17 protein-coding genes are annotated in these 19494 nt (G+C 62.0%); 8 read left to right on the top strand and 9 right to left on the bottom strand.

Annotated features, from left to right (window positions below):
• Position 1 precedes the first annotated feature (1 nt).
• The 9 genes from GTP58_RS12340 to GTP58_RS12300 all read right to left on the bottom strand — a co-directional run bounded on the left by GTP58_RS12340 (position 2) and on the right by GTP58_RS12300 (position 10360).
• Entirely contained in the window at positions 2–481 is a 480-nt protein-coding gene (locus GTP58_RS12340; protein ID WP_161077726.1) for a cytochrome c, read from the bottom strand.
• Positions 482–508: 27 nt separating this feature from the next.
• Positions 509–1510: an SMP-30/gluconolactonase/LRE family protein gene (locus GTP58_RS12335; protein WP_161077725.1), complete on the bottom strand. Its 1002-nt coding sequence runs from the start codon at positions 1508–1510 to the stop codon at positions 509–511.
• 10 nt (positions 1511–1520) lie between these two features.
• Positions 1521–2102: a peroxiredoxin gene (locus GTP58_RS12330; RefSeq protein WP_161077724.1), complete on the bottom strand. Its 582-nt coding sequence runs from the start codon at positions 2100–2102 to the stop codon at positions 1521–1523.
• Between the two features lie 25 nt (positions 2103–2127).
• On the bottom strand, positions 2128–2733 hold the full coding sequence (locus GTP58_RS12325) for a c-type cytochrome (protein ID WP_161077723.1): 606 nt from the start codon (positions 2731–2733) through the stop codon (positions 2128–2130).
• 15 nt (positions 2734–2748) lie between these two features.
• Positions 2749–3126 (bottom strand): hypothetical protein, encoded by a 378-nt coding sequence (locus tag GTP58_RS12320; protein WP_072787943.1) that lies wholly within the window; start codon positions 3124–3126, stop codon positions 2749–2751.
• 12 nt (positions 3127–3138) lie between these two features.
• Positions 3139–3549 (bottom strand): CHRD domain-containing protein, encoded by a 411-nt coding sequence (locus GTP58_RS12315; protein WP_161077722.1) that lies wholly within the window; start codon positions 3547–3549, stop codon positions 3139–3141.
• A 13-nt stretch (positions 3550–3562) separates the two neighbouring features.
• Positions 3563–5008 carry a DUF1501 domain-containing protein gene (locus tag GTP58_RS12310; RefSeq protein WP_161077721.1) on the bottom strand — a complete coding sequence of 482 codons (1446 nt, stop codon included), beginning with the start codon at positions 5006–5008 and terminating at the stop codon, positions 3563–3565.
• Positions 5009–5037: 29 nt separating this feature from the next.
• On the bottom strand, positions 5038–7356 hold the full coding sequence (locus tag GTP58_RS12305) for a DUF1549 and DUF1553 domain-containing protein (RefSeq protein WP_373924737.1): 2319 nt from the start codon (positions 7354–7356) through the stop codon (positions 5038–5040).
• 190 nt (positions 7357–7546) lie between these two features.
• A complete protein-coding gene (locus GTP58_RS12300; protein ID WP_161077720.1) occupies positions 7547–10360 on the bottom strand; it encodes a TonB-dependent receptor in 2814 nt (937 codons plus the stop codon).
• Positions 10361–10678: 318 nt separating this feature from the next.
• On the opposite strand from GTP58_RS12300, the gene GTP58_RS12295 reads away from it, so the two are divergent.
• The 8 genes from GTP58_RS12295 to GTP58_RS12260 all read left to right on the top strand — a co-directional run bounded on the left by GTP58_RS12295 (position 10679) and on the right by GTP58_RS12260 (position 19250).
• On the top strand, positions 10679–11134 hold the full coding sequence (locus GTP58_RS12295; protein WP_161077719.1) for a rhodanese-like domain-containing protein: 456 nt from the start codon (positions 10679–10681) through the stop codon (positions 11132–11134).
• Positions 11135–11144: 10 nt separating this feature from the next.
• On the top strand, positions 11145–11843 hold the full coding sequence (locus GTP58_RS12290) for a cytochrome b/b6 domain-containing protein (RefSeq protein WP_161077718.1): 699 nt from the start codon (positions 11145–11147) through the stop codon (positions 11841–11843).
• A 151-nt stretch (positions 11844–11994) separates the two neighbouring features.
• A complete protein-coding gene (locus GTP58_RS12285) occupies positions 11995–12771 on the top strand; it encodes an energy transducer TonB (RefSeq protein WP_161077717.1) in 777 nt (258 codons plus the stop codon).
• Between the two features lie 21 nt (positions 12772–12792).
• A complete protein-coding gene (locus GTP58_RS12280) occupies positions 12793–13515 on the top strand; it encodes a MotA/TolQ/ExbB proton channel family protein (RefSeq protein WP_161077716.1) in 723 nt (240 codons plus the stop codon).
• Positions 13515–13925 (top strand): biopolymer transporter ExbD, encoded by a 411-nt coding sequence (locus GTP58_RS12275; protein ID WP_072787960.1) that lies wholly within the window; start codon positions 13515–13517, stop codon positions 13923–13925. Before GTP58_RS12280 ends, GTP58_RS12275 begins: the two co-directional genes overlap by 1 nt.
• Positions 13922–15067, top strand: a complete 1146-nt coding sequence (locus GTP58_RS12270) for an efflux RND transporter periplasmic adaptor subunit (RefSeq protein ID WP_161077715.1) — start codon at positions 13922–13924, stop codon at positions 15065–15067. The genes GTP58_RS12275 and GTP58_RS12270 overlap by 4 nt, the downstream gene beginning before the upstream one ends.
• The gene (locus GTP58_RS12265; protein ID WP_161077714.1) at positions 15064–18231 is read left to right on the top strand and encodes an efflux RND transporter permease subunit; all 3168 of its coding nucleotides are present in this window, start codon (positions 15064–15066) and stop codon (positions 18229–18231) included. The genes GTP58_RS12270 and GTP58_RS12265 overlap by 4 nt, the downstream gene beginning before the upstream one ends.
• A complete protein-coding gene (locus tag GTP58_RS12260) occupies positions 18231–19250 on the top strand; it encodes a sulfate ABC transporter substrate-binding protein (RefSeq protein WP_161077713.1) in 1020 nt (339 codons plus the stop codon). The genes GTP58_RS12265 and GTP58_RS12260 overlap by 1 nt, the downstream gene beginning before the upstream one ends.
• Positions 19251–19494 lie beyond the last annotated feature (244 nt).

The raw sequence follows: 19494 nt of genomic DNA, 5'->3' as shown, positions 1-19494 counted from the left end.
ATTATTCTTTGGCTTTGAAATCGTCATGGCAGGATTTGCAGGTGCGCTGCAGCTTGCCGAATTGGGCCTTGATGGCGGCCAGGTCGCCACCCGCGGCCACGCTGGCCAGTGCCGTGGCTTCGTTGCCGAAGGCGACATTCAGTTCGCCAAATTTCTTGGGATCCTTGAAGGCTTCGGGTTTTGCGCTGGTATCGTGCCAGCCTTTGCCCTGTTCCGTGCCCGGCGCGAACAGGCCGGCCAGGCCGGAGTTGGCGATGGCGGCGATGGCGTTGGCCGCGCGCTGCACTTCATCCTTGTTGTACTGGCCATCCACCGAAGCCTTGATGCGGCCCGTATTCCAGGCCACGACCTGGAATGCCGACTGGCGCCACTTGATCAGGTTCTCAGGCTTGGGCGCCTGCTGCGCCAGCGCACCGACCGAAGCGGCCAGCATGACCACGGCCAGCGACGGCGCGAGAATTTTCTTGAAACGTGCTTTCATCTGTATCCCATCGTCAGGTTAAAAAAACTACTTGGCGCGTCCGCCGTATCCTTCCGCCAGAAGCGCGATCTTGTAGGCCGAACCGCGGCCGACCACGTACAGCGTTTTCTTGTCCGGCCCTGCGAAAGCCAGGTTTTGCGGCGCCTTCGGCAGCGCGATGATGCCCAGCGCCTCGCCCTTGTTCGAGAAGACCTGGATGCCTGCGGTGGAGGCCACATACAGTCTGCCGCTGCCATCGACTGCCAGGCCATCGGCGCCGCTGCTTGGTCCGGTTTCGGTCTGGCGCCAGCCTTGCAGCTTGGCGAAATTGCGGCGCGCGCCTACGCTGCCATCGGCGGCGATGTCGTAGGCCAGCACGTGTTCACCCGCCGTGTTGGCGACGTACAGCGTCTTCTCGTCGGGACTGAGCTGGATGCCATTGGGGCGTTCGATATCGGCCGCCAGGCGTTTCAGCTCGCCGGAGGGCGTGATGTGATACACGGCCGGCCTGGCCACCACCGGCGCATCGGTGGGTGCAGGCGATCCTGCAGGACGCGGTGGCGCCCCGGAGTCGGTGAAGTACACGCCGCCCTTGCGGTCGACTACCAGGTCGTTGGGGCGTCCGAACGGTTTGCCTTCCCAGCCCTCGGCCAGCGTACGCGCATGTGCAGCGGGGTGGACGATGCCGACGCGCGGCTTGAGCACCTGCACCGCATACAAATCACCGTTGGCGGTGAAGCCCAGGCCATTCGATCCATTGCTGTTATCGAGGAAGGTGGAAGTGCTACCGTCCGGTGCGATGCGGGTGATGCGGTTGGCCACGGTCTCGGTGAAGATCAGGCTCCCGTCAGGTAGCACGACCGGTCCTTCCGTGCCGTTGAAGCCCTCCTTGATCAATTCGATCGGCGTGCCAGCAGCAACCACGCCCGCAATCGCTGGTGTGATGGAAGCGGCGACGGTGGCCGTCTGCGCGGTGATATCGGCGGCGGCCAGTGTCAGGCCGGCGGCCACCAGTGCGGCGGCCAGGGGATTCCAGAGTGGATGGCGCATGGTGTACTCCTCAGGATTTTTTACGTGACAGCTGCTGTACCGTGGCCAGCGCCTTTTCGACGTTGGCTTCCGGCGTCAGTCCGCCTACCGTGGCGGCGATCTTGCCGTCCGGGGTGATGATGAAGGTGGTGCGCTCGGCCGCAGCGTGGTCGATCTCGACGCCGCGCGTGTCCTTGCGGCCGGAGGGGATCTCGCGGATCGCCAGGTCATAAGCCTTGGCGGTATCGCCATTTGCATCGGCGGCGACAGGGAACTTGCCTGCGCAGTAGTTGGGGTCTGCCGAGAATTCGTTCAGGCGCGCGATGCTGTCCAGCGATACGCCAACCACCGTTGCGCCGGCGGCGCTGAATTTGTCGTGGTTCACCGCGAAGCTATGTGCCTGGATATTGCAGCCGCCGGTATAGGCGGATGGATAGAAGTAGACCACCACCGGGCCTTTCTTCAGCGCGTCCTTGAGCGAAAAGGCGAAGGCTTTGCCATTTTGCGAAGCCTGCAACTGGAAGGCGGGAGCGTTGTCGCCTTCCTTCAGCGCCGCGCTGGCTGGCAGCGCCACTGCGGCCGACAGCAGGGCGGCGATCATCATGCGTTTCATACGGTATTCCTCTCTGTGTGGTTGTCTACATTTCAGAGACGTAGCGCGCCAGCGCTTCAATCTCGGTGGTGCTCAGCGGCTTGGCAAACTGGTTCATGACGCCACCCGCGCTGTTGTTACGGCTGCCGCTGCGCCAGTCCTGCAGCTGCTGTTCCAGATAGGCCTTGCCTTGTCCGCCGATCACCGGCGCTACGCCAGCGATGCCTTTGCCACTGTCGCCGTGGCAGCTGGTGCAGGCGGGAAGCTGACGCGCGACGTCGCCGTGCTGGTACAGCTGCTGTGCCGTTGTGTTCTTCGGCGCCGCGCCCGCAGGCATGGCCGGCAGCGCCGCAAAGTAGGCGGCGATATCGGCCAGGTCGGCGTCGCTGATCCCGGTCGCCATCATCTTCATGAATTCATGCTTGCGTTGACCGCTGCGGAAATCCTGGATCTGCTTGACGATGTAGTCGTACTGCTGGCCGCCCAGGCGGGCGAACTTGCCATCGCTGCCGGTGCTGAAACCCTGGCCGTCACCGGTGCTGCCGTGACATTCCAGACAGCGTTCGGTATCCGCCTTCTCCCTGCCGGCCACCGGATCACCCGGCGGCGCGGCAAGTGCAAGTAAGGGGAGCAGCACCAGCAATGCACTCATTGCTTTAAAAATGGGCTACTCCTTCTTGTAGAACGTATGGCAGGTGCGGCAGGTGCGTGACAGCGTGGTCGCCGCCGTGGTGGCCGAATCAAAATTATTGGCCGCCACGAAGCCGACGATCTGGTTTGACAAGTCCTTGCTCTGTTTCGCCAGATCGACGGCGTTGCTGGCATCGCCCTTGTGGTTGAAGTAGGTTTCTACGTCAGCAAACATCTGCGTCAGCTCCTTGGCGTCGGACGTGGCGCCAGCCTTGTTGCTCAGGGCGATATTGGACGACAGGCTCTTGTTGGTGTCTTCGATGGTTTGCATCAGGTCGACGCTCATCTCCTCTGCGGAGCGAACGCCGGCCGATACAAACAATGAGGCGACAGCGAGCAAAATCAATTTACGCATGGAGCCCCGTACTCAAGGACGCAGCTGGCCGCGGATTTCACCCGGCTTGTGGTCGGCGCTGTGCACGTTGATGTACAGGTTGCCGGCCTGGTAAGCCGCATACTGGTCGTCGTTGAGCACCGCGCCATCCGGCACCGACCAGGTGTTGTCGCCGGTCTTGGTCAGCGTGATGACTGGCGGACCGCTCTTGCCTGGTGCGCCCGCGTGGATGTGCGCAGCAGTCGCCTGAACATCCTTGACCACGATGCTGCCGCTGACTGCATGCGCTGCGCCGTTGCCAACCACGATCACGCCACTGCCGCTGGCACTGGTGGTGACAGCGGGCGTTTCTTCCGAACCGCTCAGCACCACCTGCGATTCACCAGCCTGCGCCAGCGCTGCAGCCAGTGCCAGCGCGATAAAACCAAAACGATGTTTATTCATTGCGTATCCTTGATTAAGCCAGCAGTTCTTTAATGACCTTGCCATACACCACCGTCGGACGTTCCGAGCGGCCGTTGTTGAGGAAGGTGGTTTTCAGGTGGTCGAGGCCCAGCAGTTGCAGCACGGTGGCGTGCAGGTCGTAGGTGTCGACCGCCTTGTCCTTGTCGGCCACCTGCAGGCCGATTTCGTCGGTGGCGCCGTAGGTGGTGCCGGCCTTGATGCCGCCGCCCGCCACCCACTGGGTGTAGCCCCATGGATTGTGGTCGCGGCCATTGCCGCTCTGGCCATACGAGGTGCGGCCGAATTCCGAGGTCCAGACTACCAGCGTGCTTTCCAGCAGGCCGCGCGATTGCAGGTCGGCCAGCAGGCCGGCAATCGGCTTGTCGATCATCTTGGCATTGACGGCGTGGTTTTTTTCCAGGTCGCTGTGGGCATCCCAGCTGGTGATTTCGGTCTGGCCATCCGGTGCGCCCGTGACCACCTGGACGAAGCGTACGCCGCGTTCCACCAGGCGGCGCGCGCGCAGCAGCGTGGTGCCGTAACTGGCGCTGGTTTCATCGTTCAGGCCATACAACTCCTTGGTGGCGTCGCTCTCCTTGGCCAGGTCCACGGCTTCCGGTGCTGCGACCTGCATGCGGTCGGCCAGCTCGTAGGAGCGCACGCGGGCTTTCAGTTCGGTGTCGGCCGAATAGCGCGCCGCGCCGTCGTTGTTGAGGCGCTTGAGCAGGTCCAGCGACGCGCGCTGCTGTTCGGCGGTGCGCAGTTCCGGACGTTCCAGGTAGAGGATCGGCGATGGGCCGGGACGGAAGGCCGTGCCCTGGTACACCGCCGGCAGGAAGCCGGAGTTCCAGTTGACCGAACCGGCGCTAGGCTCGTTCTTCCCGTTGTAGAGCACAACATACGGCGGCAAGTCCGGATTGGCCGTGCCCAGCGCATAGCTGACCCACGCGCCCAGCGACGGACGGCCAGGGCTCAGGTCACCGGTGTTCAGCTTCAGGATCGAGATGTCGTGGGTGGCGCCCACGGTCACGCTGGATTTGATGAAGGCGATCTTGTCGGCCTGGGTGGCGATATTCGGCACCAGGTCCGAGAACCACGCAGCGCTTTCGCCGTGCTGCTTCCAGGTGCGTTTGGAAGCATACAGCTTGCCGACGCCGCCCTGGGTACTGGTCTTGATCCCTTTCAGGAACGAGGCTGGCACTTCCTGGCCGGCCAGGCTGACCAGCGCAGGCTTGTAGTCGAACAGGTCCAGCGTGCTGGGCGCGCCGTTCTGATGCAGCCAGATCACGGATTTGACCTTGGCCGGGAAGTGCGGCTGCTTGGGTGCAAGCGGATCGACCAGATCGGCAGCGCTGGCGGCGTGCAGCAAGCCGCCGCCTGGCAGCAGGCCGCTGACTGCACCGGCGCCGAGGCCCAGGCCGGATTTAAGCAGGAAGTCGCGACGTGAATTGATACTCATGATGCTGTCCTTTTTTTCTCAGAAAATGTTTAGAAGCGATAAGCGAAATCGTTGGAGTTGGCGACGGCGTGTACCAGGTCGACAAAGGCGGCAGCGCGGATAGGATTCAGCTGCTTCTCTTTGGCGCCTACCGGCACGGCAACCTCGAACTTGCCGTCAGCGTTCTTGGCCTGGATGATTTTTTCTTCCTTGTTCAGGAAGTCCTTCAGCACCGCTCTTTCAGACTTGTTGGGCGAACGGGCGAACAGGATTTCGTACAAGCGGTCGAGCTGCGCGTTTTCATCCTTGCCTGCTTCGCGGATCACGCGGCCGGCCAGCGCCTGCGACCAGCTGAACACCACATCGCTGTTAAACAGGGTCAGTGCCTGCAATGGCGTGGTGGTCACGTCCCGCTTGTGGTGGGCGTGCGATGGATCGGCCGGGTCGAAGCTCTGCGTCAGCGGATACGGCACGCTGCGGCGTACAAACACATAGACGCTGCGGCGGTTCTGTTCCTGCGGATCGGTCGATGCGGTCCACAGGTTGCCGGCGTTGAAGTTGCCCGGTACCTGAGGGAAGACGGCTGGACCGCCAACCTTGTCGACCAGCTGGCCCGATGCAGCCAGCAGCGAGTCGCGGATTGCTTCGGCTTCCAGGCGCTTGCGTGGATAGACCGCCAGCAGCTTGTTATCCGGATCGGCTTTGAGCACATCGTCGCGCTGGGCCGAGGACTGGCGATACACCGACGACAGCAGGATTTCGCGGTGCAGCTTCTTCACGCTCCAGCCGCTTTGCACGAAGTCCGTTGCCAGGTAGTCCAGCAGCTCGGGGTGAGTCGGCTTCTGGCCTGCACGGCCGAAGTCCGCAACGGTGCCGATGATGCCGTTGGCGAAGTACTGCGACCATACGCGGTTGACGTACACGCGCGCCGTGAGCGGATTGCTGTCGCTGGCCAGCCAGTCAGCCAGCGCCGTGCGGCGGCCGGATGAACTGGTAGATGGCTTGATATCCAGGTTGGCGTTGGCTCCGGCCCACAGCGCTGGCAATGCTGGCTGCACTTCATCGGTTGGACGTTCATGCACGCCACCGAAACGGACGAAGGTTGGCGGTGCATCGGCGTGTCCCAGTTCGGTTGCGGTGGTCAGCGTCAGGCTGCCTTTCTCTGGTTTCAGCTTGTCGAACTTGCGTAGGTCGGCGGTCAGTTTCTGATACTGCTTCCACTTCTCGACGTTGGCCGGGTTGTATTCTGCGGCGTCCTTGTCTTCGGAGGTCAGGCGCAGGTAGGCCACCACATCCTGCTCGCTGCTGACGGATTTCAGACGGAAGTTGACCCAGCGGTCCATCGCCGTCCATTCCGCTTCCGGTTTGAAAATGGCATCGCGGCTGTCGGTCAGGTAGCGCTCCTTATGGTACTTGACGCCGTCGGTGCGTACCGTATCGAGGATGGCTTTCTGCTTGGCGCGGATATCCTTGGTCGCTTCGCGGTAAGCGGTCTGCTGCTTCTCGAACGCCAGTTCGGCGTCGCCCTTGATGGCGGGTGCCTTTTCGTCAAAGCTGGTATTGGCGAAGAAGGCCTGCAGCTGGAAGTATTCTTTCTGGCTGACCTTGTCGGCCTTGTGGTTGTGGCAGCGCGCGCAACCGATGGTGGACGCCAGGAAGGTTTCGCCGACCAGGTCCGTCATGTCGGTGGCGATCTGGTATTTGCGCTGCACCAGGTCGCGCGAGTTAAGATTGTCGGGGTAGCCGGCCAGGAAGCCAGTCGCCACATGGGCTTCCTGGTTTTCCGGCCAGATCTCGTCACCGGCGATCTGCTCGCGGATAAAGCGGTTGAATGGCTTGTCGCTATTGAAGGCGGTGATGACGTAGTCGCGGTAGCGGTAGTTGTTGGGACGCGTGACGTCCTGCTGGAAGCCGGCGCTGTCAGCATAGCGCGCCAGGTCCAGCCAGCGGCGCGCCTGCCGCTCGCCATAGTGCGGCGATGACAGCAGGCGGTCGGCCAGCTTCTCATAGGCGTCCGGCGATTTGTCGTTGACGAAGGCTTTGACGTCCTCCGGCGTTGGCAGCAGGCCCCAGGTATCCAGCGTGGCGCGGCGAATATAGGTGGCGCGGTCGGCGTCCGGCGATGGCTTCAGGCCTTTCTCTTCCAGCTTGGCCAGCACGAAGGCGTCTACCGGCGTGCGTACCCAGGCTTTCTGCTTGACGGTGGGGACGACGGGACGCTGCGGCGTGGTGTAGGCCCAGGCGGCCTTGGTCGGGGCGGACGCCGGCTTGGCGGTATCGGCTGGCTTGTCATCGGTCGCCGCCGACAATGCGGCGGAAAGGGCCAGCAGCACGGCGACCGATAGCGTCTTGATTACAGGATGGTTCACGGACTTGCTCCTTCTGCATACATGGACGGTTGATGTTGCTGCTTTAAGTGGCAACTATCGTGCCAGCCAGTCCCGGATGCGCATGTGGTTGATTTCAATGGAAATTCAGGTTCGGCGCGGTGGCAGGGGTGCTTCGCGCCAGACAGTTGCAGCAGCCTGCTGCTGGAAATGCAGCAGGCTGCGGTCAGCCTCACAGCTTGCCGCTGAAGGTCAGGCCGTACCAGCGCGGATATGGGTTAGGCGAGTAGCTGCTCCATGCCGGTTCGTGCGCGCGGTTGTCGGTCAGGTTCTTGACGATCAGGCTGACGTCGAAGCCGCTCTTGAAACCCAGGCCAATGGCGAAGTCGGTGATGGCATTCCCCGGCACCACGCCATACGAAGACAGCGTATCGGTATTGTTATAGCGGCTGGTGAACGCGGTGTTGAAGCTGGTGTGGAACTGTTTGTTGCCCCACACCGGCACGCGGTACTCGGCGCCGACGTTGCCGGTCCACTTGGCCACACCCGGCAGCGTCAGGCCGCTCTGGTCAACGTAGGCGGCAGCCAGGTAAGCCTGTTCATCCGGCTTGGCCGCCAGCGGGAAGCTGACGTAGCGCGCATCCGTATAGGCGCCCGCCACGCGGATGCTCAGGTTGGGAATGCCGGAATAGACCGCATCCAGCTCCAGTCCGCGCGCGCGCGCCTTGGGCACGTTGCCCTGCGCCGTCACGTAAGCCAGCGGATTGGCCTGGCCGTTGGCGATATTGGTCTGGGTGGTGAAGTCGTCCACCACACGCACCGTCGACTGGTAGTCGCGAATATTCATCTGGTAGATATCCGCATTGATGATCAGCGTATTTTTCAGCAGGCTGGATTTCAGGCCCAGCTCGAAGGCGTTGGTCTTCTCCGGCCGCACATTGGCGGACAGGCCGTTGACGTTAAGCGCAGAGCCGGATTTTTCGCCGTATTGCCAGGTGAGGTAGCCGGTGACATCGTTGCTGAAGCGGTAGCTCGGCCCCAGTGTGCCGGTCCACAGGTTGTCGCTGTAATAGCTGGTGATGCCGCTGATTAGCTGGCCGATCTGGCCGGCGCGCAGCGATTTGGCGGCTGCCACCTGCGCCAGCTGGGTGGAGGTCAGCGCGCTGTAGGAAGCCGCGCCGAAGTAGCGGCTGGCCACTGCATCTGCCAGTGCCTGCTGTGCGGCAGTGTTGCCTGCGGCGAGTGCGCCCGTGCTGGTGGAGTTGAAGCCACCCAGCGCGACACCGCGTACCGCAACCGGATTCAGTGCGGCACCGGCGCCGTTGGCAGTCAGGAAGCGGATGTCGGTGGTGTTGCGGTTCTCGTGCGTCAGGCGCAGGCCGCCGTTGACGCTGAGTTCATCCGTGGTAGGCCAGGTAGCGTTGCCATAGATGGCGGAGCTCTTGGTGTGGACGATGGTGTCGCCTTTGGCGATGGCGTCGTCCAGCGAGTCTTTCAGCAGCGCCAGGCCCGCGCCACGGTTGGTGCCAGCGTTGCGGTCCAGCGCGTTGTACTGGGCGGTGGTGGCGAACCAGGCGCCTGCATCCGAACCCCAGCCGGTCTTGGAGGCGATATCGTCGTCCGTTTTCAGATAGAACAGGCCAGCCACATAGTCCACCGCGCTGCCTGGCTTGTTCTTGATTTTGAACTCCTGGCTGAACTGCTGGTAATCGACGCCACCGCCGCCATTGCGGTTGATGTCGAATGGCGTGCCTTCATCGTTGTGGGCGTCGAAGGTGTACTTGCGGGTAGCAGTGATGGAGGTCAGCGTGTGGTTGGCGAGATTCCAGGTCAGGTCGATCTGGCCGCCCTTGTTATGCACGGTCTGACCCTGGTTTTCGTTGAAGTTGAGATTATTGTCGCCGATGTAGTTGGCATCGTAAGTGTAGGGCGTGCCGTTGAAGTCGCGGCCCGCGAACCATGCGCGGCCTGGTGTAAAGACGCCGCTGGCGTTGGTGTAGCCAGCCAGCTTGGCGCGCGTGGTGGTGCCGCTTGGATCGGTCAGCGAACCATCGGCAAAGCGGTCTGGCTGGTTCTTGTAGAAGGTCAGGCCATTTTGCACTTGCGGTGCGTGCGGTTCCAGGTCAAAGCTCACGCGGGCATTGAAATCGGCCGATGGCGTGAACAGGAATTGCGTGCGGCCGCTGACGCGGTTCTTGTTATACAGGCTGTAGTTGCTGTCGAAGTTGTTGACGTAGTAGCCGCGGCTGCGGTCCACCACAAACGATCCGCGCCAGGCTAGCAGGTCGTCGATGATGGGGCCACCGAGGTTGGCCTTGGCGATCAGCGTGTCGCGCTGGCCGTAAGTGACCTGGTAGTCGGCGCTCGGGTAGAACGACGGACGTCTGGTGTTGACGCTGACGACACCCGAACTGGCGCCTTTGCCGCCCAGCGTACCTTGCGGGCCGCGCGTGACATCGACCGAGTCCACATCATAGAAATCGAAGTTGGCCAGCTGCGACAGGCCATAAGCCACGCCGTCCACCACCATGCCAACGCTTGGGTCTTGCGTTTCGGTGAAGGAGCGTTTGCCCAGGCCGCGTATCGACAACGACGCACCGCGCGTGTTGTTCTGGTTGAACTGGATGCCTGCACTGCGCCTGGTGATGGCGCTGAGATCCTGCGCCAGTTCTCGCTCCAGCTCATTGCCGCTGATGACGGAGACCGATAGCGGCACGTCTTTCAGCAGTTCGATTTTCTTCTTGCCGCGCACGGTGATTTCACCCAAGGCTTGCGGTTCCTCCGCTGCAGCCGGTTCAGCAGCAACTGGCGTAGTCACTTCGGACGCCACTGGTGCTGACACGCCGCCTTGTGCCGAAAGGGCTTGTTTCAGTTTGGCGTTCTCGGCGAGCACGCGCGCAATTTCGGCCTGGAGTTCGGCGACGGTCGGCGGATCAGCGGCAAGCACGGATCCCGATGCCAGCAGGCCGAGGGAGGCAGCGACGGCGGCGGTGAGCGGCGCCACACGGAAATGCTGTCGTGGTAAGGCCTTCTGCGTTTTGCTCATTAGTTTATTCTCCTGAGATGGTGGTGTGTGTAATGCCACCTATTTCGCAAGGAGCGTGCCATCGTGCCGCAGAGATGAAGGCATAAGCTTATGCCTCAACAAATCCGGGCCTTCGCGCGTCGCCGTCGTTTGCGGCTGGGTTTTTCACAGCTGGTGAAATCGCAACAGTGCTGCTGGTGAAGCTGGTGACCAGCCAGCATCATGCAAGTGGTGGATAGCATGGAAAGCCTGCAAATACGGGCTTTCCTTGATTGGCACGATGCTTGCAACCGCTGGTGAACGAGAACTGTCTCATTCACTAGGAAAGCGAGCTACATCATGAAGAAAATCAAAACCGCAGTTCTGGCACTGGCGCTGGTCTCCAGCGTGTCCGCCTGGGCGCAACAGGCGCAACCCTGGACTTACAAAACCAAACAACTGGAGCGCGCGGAAGTTGACGCCTTGCTGGCGGCACCGGACAAGCTGGTGGTGCTCGATGTGCGCCGTCCGGATGAAGTGGTGAGCAAAGGCAGCTTCCCCGTGTTCCTGAATATCCAGGCCAAGGATGTGGAAAACCGCCTGGCCTATATCCCTAAAGACCGCGTGATCGTCACCGTGTCCAACCATGCACACCGCGCCGGTGCGATTGGAGACCTGCTGACGGCCAAAGGCTTCAAGGTCGCAGGTGCGGCCGGCTCCGAAGACTATGAGGCGCAGGGCGGCAAGATTGTCCGCATTACGCCACCAGCACCTGCGGCACCGGCCAAGCAGGTCGCCGCAGCAGGCCAGAACTGATCGCACGGCCATGAACAAGCGCGCCGTCATCGAGGAGCTTGCGCAACCCGCGGTTGCCGTCGCGCCGCCGCGCAAGCGCATATTGGTGTGGGATCTGCCGACACGGATCTTTCACTGGTCGCTGGTCGCCGCGGTGACGGTTGCCATCATCACCGGCGAGATCGGCGGTGACTGGATGCCGGTGCATGGCAAGGCTGGCCTGGCGATTGTGGGGCTGGTCACCTTCCGTCTGGTATGGGGCGTGATCGGCGCAACGCATGCGCGCTTTGCCAGCTTCGCGCCGACGCTGCCTTCATTACGCGCTTATCTGCGCGGCCGCTGGAAAGGGCAGGGCCATAACCCGCTGGGCGCCTTGTCGGTGTTTGCCTTGTTGTTATTGCTGGCGGCGCAGGTGGGTACCGGCTTGTTCGGCACGGACGAAATCTCTTTCAGCGGCCCACTGGCGTCGCTGGTGGAAGAGGCGACCTCGCTACGGCTCACAGGCTGGCATCAGAAGCTGACCTACCTGCTGTTTGCGCTGCTGGCCGTGCACGTGCTGGCGATTGCAGTCTACCTGGTGCTCAAGAAGGACAACCTGGTCAAGCCCATGGTCACCGGCTGGAAAGAGGTGCGCCATGGCGTATCGGCGCGGCAGGGCAGCTGGCCTGCGCTGGTGATTGCGGTGGCAGCGGCAGCAGCAGCGGTGTACTTCGCCAGCGGCCCGCACTGACGCGGCACTGTTTAGCCGGTGCTTCGGCACTGCTGCACACGCAGCAGATTTTAGGTCTTCGGCATTGCCGGTATCAATGAAATCAGTCACTTAGCTTCGGGCACGGAATCTGCTCAAGGACGAACAGGAATAACAGAGAAAGGGCCTCATCATGACCGCACTGAGTTTTGAGAGCATCAACTATTCACCACGCCGCGCTGCTGTACGGCGTCAGGCGCTGCCGGTGTCGCGTCTGAAGGTTGTCGAGGTAGCGCCACCAGCCAGTGTGGCTGCCGCGCGGCCTGGTACGGTGGGCCAGCCGGGTAACAAGATCGGCATTGCTGCGCTGGTCGGCGTGGCGGTGCTGCTGCATGCGGGTGTCTATATCTCGCTGCATCAGGGCGGACATATCGATCCGTTGCCTGCCAAGGCGCCGGAACCGCTGGCGATTGAGTTTGCACCGCCGCCACCGCCGCCACCGGAACCGCCCAAGGTGCAGCCACAGGTGGCCAAGGCGCCGGTGCCACAGCGCGCCGCGCCGCAAGTGCCCGTGGTGAAGCAGGCGCCGGTGGATGATGGACCACCCAGTGCAAACACGGTACAGGTAGCGACACCAGCGCCCCCCGCTCCCGTAGCTGCAGCGCCCGCGCCACCACCACCGGAGCCGGTGACCGAGCCACGCGGCTTCGCGGGTTACAAGAACAATCCGCCGCCGGAATATCCATCGCTGGCGCAGGACCGTGGCCTGCAGGGGCAGGTGATCCTGAAGGTACGCGTGCTGGCCTCGGGCAAGCCGGAAGCCGTGACGGTCGATAAATCCAGCGGCCACAAGATTCTTGACGATGCCGCCATCAAGGCAGTCACTGCCTGGTCCTTCGATCCCGCCAAGCGTGGCCAGACGCCTATCGATGGCTGGGTCAAAGTGCCGTTGAATTTCAAACTTTCTTAACTTTACAGCGAGAGCTTATCCATGTCTTCTTACTACTTAGATCTTATCGTTCAAGGCTCCCTGTATGCGCTGGTGCTGTTCTCCATCGTCACCTGGGTACTCATCCTGGTGAAGGGCGTACAGCATTACCGTGTCAGCAAACGGGATAAACAATTTACCAAACAGTTCTGGAGCGCCAGTACGCTGGATGCGGCCAGTGCGCTGGCCAGCGATGCCAGTCCAAAATCGCGCCTGGCGAATGTGGGCTTTGATGTGCTGCACGTCAGCGAATCCGGTGGCGGCAACGATCTGGAACATAGCTGGGACAGGCAAGAACTGCTGGAGCGTCACCTGCGCCAGCAAATCCAGAAGGAATACCAGTCGCTGGAAAGCGGCCTGGCGGTGCTGGCCTCCATCGGCAGTACGGCGCCTTTCGTCGGCCTGTTCGGCACCGTGTTTGGCATCATCCATGCGCTGGGCGCCATCGGCAAGAGCGGTTCGGCCAGTATCGACGTGGTGGCGGGCCCGATTGGCGAGGCGCTGATCGCTACCGGTGTCGGTATCGCGGTGGCAGTACCGGCAGTGCTGGCGTTTAACTTCTACGTACGACGCCTGAAGGTGACGGCGGCCGAACTGGATAACTACGCCACCGACTTCGTCAACCTGGCGCAGAAGAACGGCTTCCGTGTCGCCCGCCCAGTGTCCAAGGGCGCATCGCAGACAGTGCGTCCGGCGGTGGCACCGCAGCAGGGAGCGTTCGCATAATGGCTTTTACGACTGGACGCGACAGCAGCGACGTTGTCAGCGAAATCAACATCACGCCGCTGGTGGACGTGATGCTGGTATTGCTGGTGACGTTCATTCTCACCGCGCCGCTATTGAACAACGCGGTGCGCATCAACCTGCCCAAGACCTCGACCACCACACCGAACAATCCATCGAAGACGGTGACGGTCAGTATCGACGGCAGCAACAAGATCTTTATCGACAAGCGTGAAGTGGAGCCGGCATCGCTGGAACCTGAACTCCGGCAGCTGGTCGACCAGAATCCGGAGCTGGCGCTAAGCCTTCAAGCCGACCAGGGCGTGCCATACCGTGCAGTGGCCAAGGTGATTGCCAACATCCAGCGCTCCGGCGTCAGCAAGCTGTCGGTATTGACGGAGCCGGGCGGTTGAAAACCAGGCGCTTACTGACGTTGCTGGCGTTGGCCGGCGTGGTGGCTGCCAGCTACGTGCTGCTGGTGCGTCCACAGGCGGCACAGGCCGTGACGGCGCCCACAGCGGCCGCACCGCGTGGCGGTGTGCCGCTGGTGCGGCTGGCTGCCGCTGAACAGCGCGACGTCGCGGTCGAAGTGGAGGCGAATGGGACGGTCGTGCCGCTGAGTAGCGTCGAGATACGTCCTCACGTCACGCGCCAGCTGACGCAGGTGCATGTGAAGGAAGGGCAGTTCGTCGCAGCGAATGCCTTGCTGTTTTCACTGGATGACCGGGTCGAGCGCGCAGCGTTGGATCGTGCACAGGCGCAGCTGGCCCGCGACCAGGCGGTGCTGGCGGATCTGGAGCGCCAGTACCGGCGCAGCAGTGAGCTGTCATCGCAGAAGTTCATCTCGGCTAGCGCTGCCGATGGCGTGCAAACCCAGGTAGAGAGCCAGCGTGCGCTGGTGCAAGCCGATCTTGCCGCAGTGCGATCTGCGCAGGTCGATTTGAGTTACACCGCAATACGTGCGCCATCTGCTGGCAGGGTGGGTGTCGTCAACGTATATACCGGTAGCCTGTTGCAGGCCAATGCCGTGCTGGCGAGTGTGACGCAGATCGATCCGATCGCGGTGAGTTTCACCCTACCGGAAAAAGGTGTGGCCGCCCTGCTGGGGGCAGCGAAGTCCGGCCCGGTGGCCGTGAGCGCAGCGTTACCGGACGCTGTGCTCACGGGCCGCCTGAGTTTTATCGATAGCAGTGTGGATGCCGTGGCAGGCGTCATCCGCGTCAAGGCGCAGTTTGATAATACGGGTACCCGTCTTTGGCCAGGACAGTATGTGCAGACGCGCATTACGCTGTCCAGGCTGCGCGGCGCCGTTGTCGTGCCGCTGGCTGCCATCATCACGCAGAGCGACGGAGCGCTGGTTTATGCAGTCGACGAGCAGCAGTCGGCGCGTCCGCGCAAGGTACGGCTGCTGCATGCTTTCGGCAACCTGGCTGCAGTGGATGGCTTGAAGGCGGGGGAGCGTGTCGTGATTGAGGGTAAGCAGAACCTGCGCCCTGGTGTGAAAGTCAATGTTGGCAGGGATGCGCTGCTGGCGGATGCAGGGAGCCGCCCTTGAATATCTCTGAACTGTGCATACGGCGCCCTGCGCTGGTGTTTGTGCTGGCGATGGCGCTGGTCGCTGCCGGCATTCTGGCCTGCTTTCGTCTCCCTGTAGCAGCGCTGCCCAGCTATAACACGCCGGTGATCAACGTGAACGCTGATCTGCCGGGCGCTAGTCCGGAGACGATGGCGTCTTCGGTCGCGCTGCCGCTGGAGAAGCAGTTTGCCACCATCGCCGGACTGAATCTGATTACTTCCAGCAGCTCGCCCGGTACCACCTCGCTAACGCTGGAGTTTGATCCCAGCATTGATATCAATGTCGCCGCGCTGGATGTGCAGGCCGCGTTGCTACGTGCGCAGCGCGCACTGCCACAGGAAGTGACCGAGCTGCCGTCCTACCGCAAGACCAATCCCGCCGATGGACCGACCTTGTTCATCGTGCTGAATTCGCCGTCATTGAGCCTGACCGAATTGAACGACTTTGCGGAGAACCTGATCGCGCCCAGCATCTCGACGCTGGATGGCGTGGCGCAGGTCAACGTCAATGGCCAGAAGCGTTTTGCCGTGCGCGTGCGCGCCGACCTTGATAAACTCAACGCGCGCAATCTGACGCTGGACGAACTGGCGAACGCGGTCAAGTCGGCCAATTCCAATTCGCCATTGGGCATTATCGAAGGCCCGGACCAGACGCTGACCATCCAGGCCGACGCGCGCCTGATGAAGGCCGCGCAGTTTTCCGAACTGATTATCACTACCCGCAATGGATTGCCGGTGCGGCTCAAAGATGTCGCCACGCTGGAGGACAGCTTCCAGTCGGTCCGCACCAGCGCCTACTACAACAGCGCCAGCTCGGTGGTACTGCAGGTGCAGCGCCAGCCGAACGCGAATACGGTGCAGGTGGTCGATGCCGTGCGCCGCCTGCTGCCGCTGCTGCAACAGCAACTGCCTGCCTCGATCACGGTTACGCTGAGTGGCGACAGTTCGCTGTCGATTCGCGACGCCATCCATGACGTCAATATCACGCTGGCGTTGACGGTGGTGCTGGTGGTGCTGGTGATCTTCCTGTTCCTGCGTCGCGCATCTGCCACGCTGATTCCCGCCGTGACGCTGCCGATTTCGCTGCTGGGCGCGATGGTGCTGTTCTACTGGCTCGGCTACAGCCTGAATAACGTCTCGCTGCTGGGCATTACGCTGGCGGTGGGGCTGGTAGTGGATGACGCCATCGTGGTCCTTGAAAATATCGTCCGCCACATCGAACAAGGCGAGCCTCCGTTGAAAGCGGCACTGCGTGGTTCGCGCGAGATGGGCTTCACCATCGTCTCGATTTCCGTCTCGCTGGTGGCAGTATTCATTCCCATCTTCTTCATGCCAGGCGTGATCGGACTGCTGTTCCATGAATTTGCCGTGGTGGTGTCGTTGTCGATTCTGGTATCGGCGCTGGTGTCGCTGACGCTGGTGCCGATGCTGGCCAGCCGCCTGCTGACCCATGGCGATGCGGCGCATACCGGTGGCAATGTGGTGGTACGTGTCTTTGACACGGGGTTCACCTGGCTGGCCCGGATTTATGAGCGTACGCTGGACTGGGGGCTGCGCCATCGCGGACTGGTGCTGCTGGCCGCGCTGGCCAGCCTGGTGCTGACGGCCGTGCTGTATCAAACCATCCCCAAAGGGTTTTTCCCGGAAGAGGATCTGGGCCGCGTGCGCGTGATTACCGAAGCAGCGGAAGATGTGTCGATGCCGGCCCTGATGGCGTTGCAGGCCAAGGTCGCCCGTGCGATTCAGGCTGACCCCAATGTCCTGGGCGTGCTGTCGTTTACGGGGCCGGGTGGGCCGGGCGGCGGCACCAGTGCGTCCAGCGGCCGCCTGATCGTCACACTCAAGTCCAAGGGCGAACGTGCGAACATGAAGGAAGCGCTGGATTCGATGCGCAAGGCTGCCCGCACCGTGCCGGGCATTGTCGTGTATATGAGTCCCATGCAGAACCTGCAGCTGGGCGGCCGTTCCAGCAAGAGCCGCTACCAGTACACGCTGCAAAGCGTCACGCCCGATGCACTGGACGGCTGGGCGGAAAAAATCATGCAGGCGATGCGCGCCGATCCGATTTTCCGCGACGTCACCAGCGATACGCAGAACAAGGGCTTGCAGGCCACGCTCGACATCGACCGTGACAAGGCCAATGGCCTGGGCGTGCAGATGGCCGATGTGCGCAGCGCGCTGTATCTGGCGTTTGGCGACCGCCAGATCTCCACCATCTACGCGCCGAGCGCGAGCTACCAGGTCATCATGGAAGCGGCAGATCGCCAGTACGTGCATGCGCTGGACAAGATCAGCGTGAGAGGCAGCGGCGGCGCGCTGGTACAGCTGTCCAGCTTTGCGCGCGTGGTGCGTACGGTCGGGCCGACAGCGGTCAACCATCAGGGCCAGCTACAGGCGATCACGCTGTCGTTTAACCTGGCGCCGGATGTGGCGCTGGGCGACGCTACCGCGCGCATTGATGCCATCGGCAAGGAGATACAGCTACCGGCAACCATCATCACCAAATATGGCGGCGAAGCGGCCGTGTTCCAGGACACGCTCTCCAGCCAGGTGATCCTGATTGCCATTGCGCTGCTGGTGATCTACGTGCTGCTGGTGGTGCTGTATGAAAGCTATATCCATCCGCTGACGATTCTGGCCGGCCTGCCTTCCGCTGCGGTGGGCGCGCTGATCACGTTGCGCCTGTGCGGTATGGACCTGACGCTGATTGCCACCATCGGCATCCTCATGCTGGTGGGGATCGTCAAGAAGAACGCCATCATGATGATCGACTTTGCGCTCGATGCGCAGCGTACGCAGGGCATGCCTGCTGCGCAGGCGATCCGCGCGGCCTGCATCCAGCGCTTCCGTCCCATCATGATGACCACGCTGGCAGCGCTGATGGGCGCCTTGCCGCTGGCTTTCGGCTGGGGTGCGGGCGCCGAACTGCGCCAGCCGCTCGGGCTGGCCGTGGTGGGCGGCCTGCTGCTTTCTCAGGTGATCACACTGTACATCACACCGGTGATTTATCTGGTCCTGGACCGCTACAGCGGCACGGGGCCGATGACTGACCAGCAGATGGCGGCGCGCATCGCCAGTATCACACTGGTGCCGCCTGTTGCGGCAACCGGCAATAATCAACTTGTCCAAAGGGAGAACTACTAATGCTGTTGAAAAAACTGATGCACTCGGCGCTGCTGTTCGGCGCCATCGCGGGCGCTGCCCATGCAGCCGATATCACGCTGCTCAATGTGTCCTACGATCCGACGCGCGAGCTATACCAGGACTTCAACGCCGCTTTCGCCAAACAGTGGAAGGCCAAGACGGGCGATAGCGTCACCGTCAAGCAATCGCACGGTGGCTCCGGCAAGCAGGCGCGCACCGTGATCGACGGCCTGGATGCAGACGTCGTGACGCTGGGCCTGGCCTACGATATCGATGAAGTGGCCGAACATGGTTTGCTCGACAAGAGCTGGCAGAAGCGCCTGGCGCATAATAGCACGCCGTATTCGTCGACCATCGTGCTGCTGGTCCGCAAAGGCAACCCGAAAGGCATCAAGGACTGGAATGATCTGGTGAAGCCGGGCATTTCGGTCATCACGCCGAATCCGAAAACCTCCGGCGGCGCGCGCTGGAACTACATCGCAGCCTGGGGCTATGCGCTGAAACAGAAGGGCGGCAACGAGGCCACTGCCAAGGACTTCATCAGCAAGCTGTATAAAAACGTGCCGGTGCTCGATTCCGGCGCGCGCGGTTCGACCGTCACCTTCGTTGAACGCGGCATCGGCGATGTGCTGATCGCGTGGGAGAATGAAGCCTTCCTGGCGATCAAGGAACTGGGGCCGGACAAGGTGGACATCGTGGTGCCGTCGGTCAGTGTGCTGGCCGAGCCGCCGGTCGCCATCGTCGACAAGGTCGCCGACAAGCATGGTACCCGCAAAGTCGCGCAGGCTTACCTGGACTACCTGTATTCGGATGCGGGCCAGGAGATCATCGCCAAGAACTACTACCGCCCGACGGTGGAATCGGCAGCGAAAAAATACGGCAACCAGTTCCCGAAACTGAAACTGTTCACCATCAACGAAGTGGCAGGCAACTGGGCGCAGGCCCACAAGACCCACTTTGCGGATGGCGGCCTGTTTGACCAGCTGTATCAGCCGTCCGGCAAAGTCGCTCAGCAATAGAGCGTGTAGAGATGCCGGTCCTGCCCTTGCTTAAGCAGTGGCGGGGCGCCGCGATGCTATTTGAGCGACAAGCCGCCGTCAGGCGGCTTTTTCATTTCCAGGCGTGCCGTATTTGCTAGCCTCATCCCTGGTGCGCTTAGGCCTTGCAGTCCATTGGTGGCACCGACAAAAATCCCACACACGTCGCTTTATCAACCACACCGATGGTGCGCTCGTTGACATAAAAGATTTGCCGGTGCTATAG

The sequence above is a fragment of the Duganella sp. CY15W genome, from assembly GCF_009857555.1.
GTDB lineage: Bacteria > Pseudomonadota > Gammaproteobacteria > Burkholderiales > Burkholderiaceae_D > Rugamonas > Rugamonas sacchari.
The sequence above is the reverse complement of the archived record's forward strand: the minus strand, read 5'-3'. Positions and strand labels throughout refer to the sequence as shown.

Bases quoted from the DNA above. Each gene is read 5' to 3' on its own strand.
- GTP58_RS12275 (WP_072787960.1), top strand. From the start codon at position 13,515: ATGGCTTTTACGACTGGACGCGACAGCAGCGACGTTGTCAGCGAAATC.
- GTP58_RS12260 (WP_161077713.1), top strand. From the start codon at position 18,231: ATGCTGTTGAAAAAACTGATGCACTCGGCGCTGCTGTTCGGCGCCATC.
- GTP58_RS12325 (WP_161077723.1), bottom strand. From the start codon at position 2,733: ATGAGTGCATTGCTGGTGCTGCTCCCCTTACTTGCACTTGCCGCGCCG.
- GTP58_RS12320 (WP_072787943.1), bottom strand. From the start codon at position 3,126: ATGCGTAAATTGATTTTGCTCGCTGTCGCCTCATTGTTTGTATCGGCC.
- GTP58_RS12300 (WP_161077720.1), bottom strand. From the start codon at position 10,360: ATGAGCAAAACGCAGAAGGCCTTACCACGACAGCATTTCCGTGTGGCG.
- GTP58_RS12285 (WP_161077717.1), top strand. From the start codon at position 11,995: ATGACCGCACTGAGTTTTGAGAGCATCAACTATTCACCACGCCGCGCT.
- GTP58_RS12295 (WP_161077719.1), top strand. From the start codon at position 10,679: ATGAAGAAAATCAAAACCGCAGTTCTGGCACTGGCGCTGGTCTCCAGC.
- GTP58_RS12315 (WP_161077722.1), bottom strand. From the start codon at position 3,549: ATGAATAAACATCGTTTTGGTTTTATCGCGCTGGCACTGGCTGCAGCG.
- GTP58_RS12310 (WP_161077721.1), bottom strand. From the start codon at position 5,008: ATGAGTATCAATTCACGTCGCGACTTCCTGCTTAAATCCGGCCTGGGC.
- GTP58_RS12330 (WP_161077724.1), bottom strand. From the start codon at position 2,102: ATGAAACGCATGATGATCGCCGCCCTGCTGTCGGCCGCAGTGGCGCTG.
- GTP58_RS12335 (WP_161077725.1), bottom strand. From the start codon at position 1,510: ATGCGCCATCCACTCTGGAATCCCCTGGCCGCCGCACTGGTGGCCGCC.
- GTP58_RS12280 (WP_161077716.1), top strand. From the start codon at position 12,793: ATGTCTTCTTACTACTTAGATCTTATCGTTCAAGGCTCCCTGTATGCG.
- GTP58_RS12340 (WP_161077726.1), bottom strand. From the start codon at position 481: ATGAAAGCACGTTTCAAGAAAATTCTCGCGCCGTCGCTGGCCGTGGTC.
- GTP58_RS12290 (WP_161077718.1), top strand. From the start codon at position 11,145: ATGAACAAGCGCGCCGTCATCGAGGAGCTTGCGCAACCCGCGGTTGCC.